The 10,810-nt window shown below is 44.3% G+C and carries 2 protein-coding genes; both read right to left on the bottom strand.

The features are described from left to right. Nucleotides 1-301: 301 nt before the first annotated feature. The gene (locus QNK26_RS13375; RefSeq protein WP_319223739.1) at nt 302-9,772 is read right to left on the bottom strand and encodes a DUF4347 domain-containing protein; all 9,471 of its coding nucleotides are present in this window, start codon (nt 9,770-9,772) and stop codon (nt 302-304) included. A gap of 105 nt (nt 9,773-9,877) precedes the next feature. Then, entirely contained in the window at nt 9,878-10,720 is an 843-nt protein-coding gene (locus QNK26_RS13380; RefSeq protein WP_319223742.1) for a sulfotransferase, read from the bottom strand. Nucleotides 10,721-10,810 lie beyond the last annotated feature (90 nt).

The raw sequence follows: 10,810 nt of genomic DNA on the forward strand, positions 1-10,810 counted from the left end.
CTCATCGGCTTGAATTCAGATTGTTAATCAATATTTGTCGACTGCTGACTATTGCCGATAGTAATAATACGATGAACACAATTTGTCTGAACAGTAAGATCTAAAACACATCGATAGATTCACTTAACACTCGTACGAATACGCCAATAGATACAAACAATCCTGTAGAGACCAGCGCCAATGACACACCCTTTACCGTCGGAGATAATACTTATCATGAACGTTGAGTTAAGAACACCTCTTTACGTTTAGTTAACACTAAAGAGATGTTCTTTACAGGGTAAGTTAATTCAAAACCAAGCTAAAACTGATAAGCCAATATTAAGCTAAAATTATCAACGTCATTTGCATCTAAGAAATACCGTTTCATTTCTAGTCCCACTTTCCAATCATCTGACAACGCATACGCTAACGCGCCTCCCACATAAGGGTCGATACCGTCTTGTTTATGCTCTATCGTCACGTCTTCAAAGGTACTATCAATTTGACTACGCCAAGCAAATGCTCCCGCCATCACTTCACTACTAAACTTATGGTGTTGCCAAAATTGATAATTTAGTCCCAGTACTATGCCATCACCAAATATAGGCGTCACTTGCGCTACCGATTGATGATAGTTAAACGTATTACTTTGTAATACAGTACTTGCTTCACCGAGATCCAAATAACCGACTGATACGCTCCAGTTCTGCGACATTCGATAACCGAGAGTGATCCCCCAACTTATACCTTGATCATCAATATCAACGATATTTTCTGCCGGTATCCCACTGACATTCGAATTACCATGCAAACGGCTTATTCCTGAATTTAGCGCTATCGACCATTTATCTTTATCACTCGGCGCAAGCATCGAACCGCTACTCGCCACCACTTCGGTATTTGCCGTGTCTTTTGAAATAACGATGTCATCATCGGCTCGAGTATTAAAGCTCAACATCGCTAACACGATAGTCAATACGCGTGCGCCATATTTACGTCCGAACGCAATTAATAGCAAACCATAGCTAAAGAACCATGACATCGAGCCTCCTTTCGATTTATTACTAACAGCACTGGCATCAGGAGGGGTCACAGTAACATTCACTTGGGCTATTGCCGTGCCTCCATTGCCATCGTTAATGGTATAAGCGATAGTATCGCGACCAACATAGTCCATAGTGGGCGTATAAGTAATGCTTTGTTGCCCATTAATGACCACTGAACCAAAGACTGCACTTGCATTAGCGACCGCTAAAACATCGCCATTAACATCACTGTCATTATCCAATACTGTAACTGTTATCTCCGTATTTTGAATCAAGGAAACATTGTCATCCTCTGCGACAGGGAACGCATTACCATTTAGCAATACCGAAACACCACCGGGATCGATAATTGTTCCATTCGCAATACCATCGTCATCATTTGGCCCACCATCTTGGATCTGTAATTGCACACACCAGTGGTTTTCTTGTAAACCCTCAACCCAACTTTGATCTCCAGGTGGTGGACAGTACCCTTGCTCACCAGTCGCACTCAGGAGTTTATTGTCAGCGTCGACAACAAATTCCATCCACACGTTATTACTGTATTTTCGATAAACAGCCCCGCGAGGGATCGGTAATAATTGTGGGAAGACGATCTTATAAACTTGTCCTGCTTGCGGTAAGCCATAAGCAATATAATCAAACAGGCCACCGACGTTTTTAGCCTCGGTATCAATAGCCGCTAATTCACCTTCATTGACCTGCAAGCCACCTTGCACACTGTTCAACGATACTAAACCTTTACGTAAGCAAACACCTGGTTCGCCTTCCACTAAGAACTGCGTCTGGGTATTTAATGTTTCAGGAACAACATTACAGGTTTCTAGTTTGTTACTATCTTGATAGTTAGGAATACCATCACCATCATCATCACCATAACCTTCATTCAGGTCTGGGATGTTATCTCCGTCGGTATCTTGCTCATTAGTGAGTGCAACTAATGATGTTTTAATATCAACAAAAATATGCGACGTCACACTTAAGATTGGCGTGCCATTGTCAGTAGCGACCGCCGTTAGTGAATAAGAACCAGCGGTATAATCGCTAGGTGCAAAACGGAAAATTGTTTCGTCATTATCCAAATCGGCTAATGTTTCACTTTCCCAAGTAACAGTGACGGTATTACCTGGGTTTGCATCTGTGACTATCGCTTGAATCGTCACGTCACCGTCCGCTTGGCTAACCGTCTGACGAATTTCCCCATTTTGCTCAATATTAAACGTGAGCACAGGCGCTATATTATCTTCACTGATCACCACTTTGGTACTGGCTTGAGTCCCCAGATTTAAACCACTCGCGAGCGTTACTATCACGGTTTCACCTGCTGAAAACTGATACTCAGATAAGCTGATCGTAGCAACTTGACCTTCATTAATGGTGATATCTTCATCGATCACATTGTTGACCACACCGCCTGTTTTAATCGTAATACTGTAGGGCAAAATGACGGGATAACTAGGTGCGCGACCATTTAAAATCGCTTGCACTTCCACCTCATTACCCTCGTGAACAATTTGATCTTTACTCAGTGATATTAGCGGGTGCACAGTGACTTGCTGTGAAGCAACACTACGCACACCAAGCGCATCAGTGGCTTGCCAATAGAGTTCATGTGTTCCAGGTGAGAACAGTAAATTATTATCCACTAATGAGACGGCAATAGGATCACCATTGCGATCGGTTGCCGTTGCGGTGCCCGTAATAACTTTGGTATAAAGTCCTGTCGCATTAACAACAATATCATCAGGTGCTGTAATGGTTGGCGCTTGGCTTTGCACTGCATCTTCAATCGAGAGCGTCACGATTGCACTATCACGTGCATCATTACCATCATTGATTGAATAGGTTAATTTAACCGTACCAATGAAGTCCGCATCCGCCTGATAAAGCAGCTCATTATTCACCACTGTCACGCTACCTAAGTCTGCATCCGCGCCTTCGATAACCAGCTCATCACCATCATCATCGCTGTCATTGCCTAATACACTTAAGGTATAAAGGTCATCACCATTCGCCTTAATTGTCGATACATCATCTTCAGCAACTGGGGCATCATTGACATTCGTCACGGTTAGTTCAAAAGCCTCTAAACTTGCATCGACGTTACTACCGTCGGTGACAGTAATAACAATACCCGCCGTCGCCCCCACATCATCATTCACTGGCGTGCCAGAGAGTAAACCTGTTGTCGTGCTAAACGAGGCCCAACTAGGTTTGTTGCTGATACTGAAAGTTTGAGTGTCACCACTGTCCACATCGATCACTGTTGGCGTGAAACTATACGCCACGTCTTCAGCAACTGTCGTGATTGGTGAGCCGGTGATAACTGGCGCATCATTTTCATTCGTCACTGTGAGGCTAAATACCCCCAGATTTGCAGATGCATTACTGCCATCTTTGACTTTAATAACAATGCCATTAGTAACACCGATATCATCGTTAGTTGGCGTACCAGATAACGTGCCTGTTGCTGCGCTGAACGAAGCCCAATTAGGTTTGTTGCTGATACTGAAAGTTTTAGTATCACCACTGTCTACATCTACCACCGTCGGCGTGAAATTATAAGCCGCATCTTCAGCTATCGTCGTTGCTGGACTGCCAGTGATAACCGGCGCATCATTTTCATTGGTGACAGTTAAGTTAAAGCTGCTTAAATTAACTGCGACCCCACTGCCATCGGTCACTGTGATAACAATATTATTCGTTGTACCAATATGGTCGTTACTTGGCGTACCAGATAACGTACCTGTTGCCGCGCTGAACGAAGCCCAATTAGGTTTGTTGCTGATACTGAAAGTTTTAGTATCACCACTGTCTACATCTACCACCGTCGGCGTGAAATTATAAGCCGCGTCTTCAGCTATCGTCGTTACTGGACTGCCAGTGATAACCGGCGCATCATTTTCATTGGTGACAGTTAAGTTAAAGCTGCTTAAATTAACTGCGACCCCACTGCCATCGGTCACTGTGATAACAATATTATTCGTTGTACCAATATTGTCATTCGTTGGCGTACCAGATAACGTGCCTGTTGCCGCGCTGAACGAAGCCCAATTAGGTTTGTTGCTGATACTGAAAGTTTTAGTGTCACCACTGTCTACATCTACCACCGTCGGCGTGAAGCTATAAGCCGCGTCTTCAGCTATCGTCGTTGTAGGACTACCAGTGATAACCGGCGCATCATTTTCATTAGTAACGGTTAAGCTAAATGCACTCAGGCTAGCTGATGCATTGCTACTATCTGTCACCGTGATAATGATATTACTCGTTGTACCAATATTGTCATTCGTTGGGGTGCCAGATAATCCACCTGTTGTGCTGCTGAATATGGCCCAACTTGGTTTGTTGCTGATACTGAAAGTTTTAGTGTCACCACTGTCTACATCTGTCACTGCTGGCGTGAAGCTATAACTTGTATCTTCAGCTACTGTGATCGCTGGCGTACCACTGATCACAGGCGCATCATTGACATTCGTCACGGTTAAGTTAAACGCAGTCAAACTGTCTTGCGCTCCGATACCATCAGTAACTGTGATCGTTATATTGTTCGTGGTACCTAGATTACTGTTTGATGGCATCCCTGACAGTTCACCGGTGACTGAACTGAAAGTCGCCCAGCTTGGTTTGTTGGTGATACTGAAGACTTTAGTATCACCACTATCCACATCTGTCACTGTTGGCGTGAAACGATATGGCGCATCTTCTGCAGTCGTCGTAAGCGGAGTTCCTGAAATCACTGGCGCTGAGTTGGAACTGGTTATCTCTAAATCAAAAGCAGCTAATTCGTTACCTTCTCCACTTGGGTCTTCAACTCGGATCACAATATTCACTGTTGTATCCACATCTGCAGGTTGCGGAACACCCGTTAACGCACCGGTGTCGCGATCAAAAGCAGCCCAATCAGGTTTATTAGTGATAATAAAGGTCAAAGGTGTATCACCATCAATATCATTTGCCGTTGGAGTAAAGCTATAAGCATTACCATCAACCAGAGTCGTAGTCGGTGTACCACTGATCGTCGGTGCATCGTTAATCGCATTAATAGTAATCGTCTCTGTCAATGCTGTGCTTGTTTCTAAATTGTCATTAGCAGTAATGGTAAACAACACTGAAGCTGTATCATTTTCATCGGTTTGAAATGAAATACGTGATGTATCATTGAGGAAAGCATTGATATCAGTACTCAGTCCCATCAAGGTAATATTGCTACTCCCGTTACTATCTGAACCCGTGATGGTCGTTGCATTAACAGTGGTATTGCCATCAGTAGCAAAAATTAAACCATTGCCCACACTGATAGTGACAATCAGTGAATCATCATTGCCATCAGCAATGAGTACGTCACTTAAATCTAACGCTGTTTTGATATCTTCATCAATGGTAAAAGGACCAACATTACTTGTTGCTTCGCTAACCGTTGGCTTGTTATTCGTATTAACCGTATGCACAACACCGCTTGAATAAGCATCTGGGGTATTACTGTTTTCATCGACGATATCAGTATTGGCATTAAGATCTAAACGTAGTTCACCAATGGTCACACCGGCATTCACCGTGACATTATATGTGGTACCTGAGCCACTGATGCTTGTTATTGTGGGTACGATATTACTTTCACCGCTGACTAATGTCGCGGTAAAATCAGTGGTTGTCACATTTGTCACATCATCGCCGAACACCACAGAAAACATCACACTAGTTGCTGTTTCCGCTGGCGTACCAGATAAAGCAATACTGGTAATATTAGCTAAGGTATCGGGGGTGGTTAGCGCCAATTTAACAACATTTACATCACTCTGTAAGTTAGCGACGCTATCTTCACCGACAACATAAACATCGTAGTCAACACCGTCACTTAAGCCTGTTATAGTTCGACTACCCACTGTACCAATAGTTGTGATATTACCGTTTGCATACACGGTAACACTATTGTAACTCGCGCCAGATTTAACTTGTGCTGCGGTTGGCGTTGCCGCACCATTATTAACAATAAGATAATAAACCGTACCCTCTTCATCCATGTTTACCGATAAATCAGCACCTTCTGCTGTGATGTTTGACAATGACGGCATAGAATCAAAGACAGGTGCTGCGCCATCGTCGTCATCGGTAATAATAATAGTTTGCTGCTGCGTACCCGACTCTGTCGCACTACCGCCACTGACCGACGCCACATCTATAATAATCGTTTGATCACCATCAGCATTAACATCATCTACAGTAGTAATACCTGTAATAGCAGTCGCTGTTAAGCTACCCGCTGGAATAGTGATTGATGAACTTGGGGTATTATAATCCGTGCCGCCACTTGTTGCAGTGCCGGTATAACCCAAATTAACAACAACATCTGCATAAGTCGCTGTATCTAAAGTCGCTGTAATGGTTGACGTCCCCCCATCCTCTACCACAGGGCTACTGCCCACTGATAGCGTCACTGTTGGCGCTGATTCTGCGTCGGTAATAGTAAGGGTTTGTTGATTGGTCGAACCTTCATTACCGGCACTGAGCGTACTGATATCTACAATCGCAGTTTCATCTATCGCAGCATCAAATACCGTATCAGCTGTGCCCGTCACAGTGGCGGTATTACTGCTATTACCAGCAGAGATAACAATACTGTCAGACTTACTGTAATCCGTTACAGCGCTAGCTGTGCCTGTGTACGTCAAGTTAGTCGTAACATCTACTGGCCACTGGTTATTTAAACTATTGCTCAAAGTAGCCGTTAATATCGAAACGCCGCCGTCTTCGGTGATGGTATTAGTATCTGCTGTTAATGATATTTCTGGCAGGTTGGCATAGAGGGCATCGCTTCCCTGACTGATAGCCGAGGTATACGTACTGCTGCTGTTACCGGCGCTGTCGGTCAGCGTCAGGTTAACGGCAATTGTATCGCCAGCGGCTGCATCCGCGCCGCCATCGGTGATGGTGAAACTTGCAGTATATTGAGTATCACTAACTTTGGTCAGGCTTGAGAGCAAATAGCCGTTGATGGTACCTGTTATATCGCCGCTGCCAGAGGTGTAATCATCGCTGTCGGTTGCGACGGTGATGGTTGCCGTCACCGTATCGCCGACCTTATGGCTGCTGTTTGGTATGCTGACCGTACTGAGTAGCGGCGCTGCGGTATCTTCGTCATCGGTAATCGTCACCGTTTGCTGCTGAGTGCCGCTTTCGCTGGCCCCGCCGCCGCTGACAGTGGCGACAGCAAGGATAATGGTTTCATTGCCTTCACCATCGGCATCATCAATACTGCTGAGTCCGGTACTGGTATCTGCTGTGGTATCGCCCGCAGCGATCGTGATCGTCGCACTCGGGGTCGCGTAATCCGAGCCACTGGTTGCCGTGCCTGAATAGGCCAGATCGACCGTGACGGTTTCATAGGTGGCGTGACTCAAGGTAGCGGTTACCGTGCTGCTGCCGCCGTTTTCAGCTAGGTTATCGGTACTAGTGCTGAGCGTTACCGTCGGCGCAGACTGAGCATCGGCAATACTGATAGTTTGCTGAGCGGTTGTGCTTTTGCTGCCAGCAGACACAGTGCTGATATCGGCGATAATGGTTTCTGCACTGGCCGCATCATACAGGCTGTCACTGACCCCTGTTAGGGGGGTGGTATTACTGGAACTGCCTGCGGCGATAGTGATGCTGGTCGCACCTGCATAGTCCGTGGTGAGGGTGGCAGTGCCGCTGTAACCCAGGCCGACACTAACATCGACGGGCCACTGGTTATTTAAACTGTTGCTTAATGTTGCTGTTAATGTCGATACACCGCCGGCTTCGGCAATGGTATTGCTATCTGCTGTTAATGATATTTCCGGCAGGTTGGCATAGAGGGCATCACTTTCCTGGCTGATAGCAGAGGTATACGTACTGCTGCTATTACCGGCGCTGTCGGTCAGTGTCAGGTTGACGGCGATGGTATCGCTGGCTGCCGCATCTGCGCCGCCATCTGTGATGGTGAAATTAGCAGTATATTGGGTATCACTGACTTTGGTCAGATTGGAGAGTAAATAGCCGTTGATGGTACCAATTATACCGCCACTGCCCGTGGTGTAATCATCGCTGTCGGTTGCGGCTGTGATGGTCGTCGTCACGGTATCGCCGACCTTATGGCTGCTGTTTGGTATACTGACCGTGCTCAGTAGCGGCGCAATATTATCCGTTACTGTGATGGTAAATGACTTAGAAAAATTATCGGTACCATCGTTAGTATTAATTAATATCGTATAACTACCTGCAGTTAACGCCGCAGCATCGTTGGCTGTTAATGCATTACCGTTAATGGTAAAACTGCTGTTGTCCGTATCCCCACTACCAGATATTAAGGAGTAAGTGTGACTATCCCCCACATCAGCATCAGTGCTTGTTAATGTACCAACGCTGGCATTAACGCCCAAACTTTGGTCAACAGAGATTGAAGATAAGCTGATATCTGTTGGTGACGCATTTGACGCAGCGGCGGTAACATTAGTAACTACTAGATCATCTATTTTGATAAAAGAAAGATCGCTACCATCACTATTCTCAATAGTAAGTTTAGATATGCCAGTAAAACCCGTTAAGGTAACGGTTTCTCCTGTACCCGCAATTCCACTATGAGAAGCTAATGTAGAACTGTTGACAACATCCCCCTTATCAGAGGTTATTTTAAAGGATTTATTTACATCCTGACTATTGAAAACATAAATTGAAGTCGCATCAAATGTTTCGTCGGCAGAAAAATTAAAATAGACTTTTGAAAACGCTGAGTCACCATAAGCGTTCACATAAACGCCGTATCCATATTGCACACCACTGAACCAGCGTCCTGAACTTATATTTCCTGATAGTTCTAATGTGTAACCGTTAAAATCATAATTGGAAGATGCTCTATACTTGCCATAACCGTTGATACTGCTAAATCCGGTCATGTCGATGGTACCACCGGCTGCAAGTACAGCACCGAAATTGCGCAGCGCGATCTCACTAAAAGGCTTGTCTGTTTCGATATTACCAATTTGTATTTCTAGATCCCAGTCACTACCCTGTACTCCTGAACCCGTTAAGTCATTTGAAGCCAGCACATCAATATTGGCCGCAGTGGAGATTAATTCGATTAAGTCTTCTCCCTTCTTGCTTTTCGCCAAATCACAGCCGTAAAGTAACAAATCGGCACCATCTTTGAGGGCATTGTCTAAAGAGGATAAGACAGTTATTTCATTTTTGAGCAGTTGCATCGTTACTTGACTGTTACCCAGATAAATAACACCGTCATCGGCGTGGGAAACTAGATGTAAAGCATCCAGGTTTTGATAACCAGACAGTATTGCTTTAAGTTGTTCCAGACCATCCTGTTGGCTATTAATTTCTTTGATTTCAATATTGTTTTTTAATTTTTTGTAAAACAAGTGCTTATCCGGCACCGCTGCATCAATAATAATAAGTTCGTTAACCGGAACGTGGGCAACTAACTCCAAATCACCTTGCTTAGTTAAACGCTGGCTGACGTTATTTCGGTTGGATAAAGCTGATGTTAGAGTTGATTTAGGAACAGAAATATCTAGTTCACTAATTGCGACGGGAGCCTGCTGTAGTTTCACTGGAGCATGGAGAGGCTGAGCCTTTTCATAAAAGCTCGATATAATACCCGTACCTCTATTTCTGCTACCAATATAAGTGTAAGCACCTGCTAGTTGTGCTGACGCATTATTTAATCCCATTGGCAGCGTAGCCGCCGCAATAGTGCTGAGTAAATACTTGTTCATAAGGACATCCCGTTCCGTTTACCATTCAGTAGCATTGCACCGAAGTAGATATCATCAGTTTCAGATAAAACTAAAGTCTCCACATCCGTATCGGCAAAATCCAAGCTACAATATATTGCTTTTGTTTGACTCTTGTTTTGCTGCGATGATATTAGCGGCCGTACCCTGCGTATCTTGCCAAAAGGCCATCTCGCTGTACTGTTGAAATAAATCTGGCGGTAATATGCTTCGCCTCGCTTTAAATTCCACTTTTTTCTTTACTGTATGTAAACCAGCTACACCAAGCTGCTGGTCAAACTCATTTGCATCATATGCCACATTGTCGAAATCATGTTCATATATATCTTCATCTAAAAACTGATAGATCAACTGCATTGAGCGCTCTGGATATTGGGTCAATAAATCGTAATCGATCAGCAATAATCGATCAGAGTATTCGCCATAATAAGCTTCCTTCAATGCGGTCCATGCACTACCAACGGTACCTGATGTATTCATCATAGATTCACAACGTGAATACACTGTCTGTCGATTTTGCGGATTAAACATCCGGCTGTAATCAAATGGATTTTTACGATAAATTTTCTCGAAACTATCCATTATCCATGCTGGATTACGGACACAGCAGATGATCTTGTAATCACCGAAAAGTTCAGTCAGTTGGTGCATGCGGGCAGTCCAGATGCGGTTGGTATCAAACAATACCTGATGTTGCTTCTTGTCCCGATAATAAGCGTCGAATAGAGCTCGGCACATTTCCTTGCGCTTTTGGTCATCAAAAAAGGTGTAAAACTCACCGCCGGCCCCCATTTGCTCTAAACAGTTATTAATCAAAGGCGCAACAGGGCTTGACATAGAAGCATAAAAAGCAGGATTTTGCCTTAAAATACCAGCCAGCAATGTAGAGCCTGAACGGGGTAATCCCGAAATAAAGTGAACTTGTTGCATTAATTAAATAATCCTTTTTGGGGCAATATAGCTATCCCTTGGGTTGTTATTATTATTAACTACGTGATGGATAAATACCGTTGGTAGACA

Source organism: Moritella sp. (assembly GCF_033791185.1).
Taxonomy (GTDB): Bacteria; Pseudomonadota; Gammaproteobacteria; order Enterobacterales; family Moritellaceae; genus Moritella.

Coding starts and splice junctions, on each gene's coding strand:
- QNK26_RS13375 (WP_319223739.1), bottom strand. CDS start 9,772: ATGAACAAGTATTTACTCAGCACTATTGCGGCGGCTACGCTGCCAATG.
- QNK26_RS13380 (WP_319223742.1), bottom strand. CDS start 10,720: ATGCAACAAGTTCACTTTATTTCGGGATTACCCCGTTCAGGCTCTACA.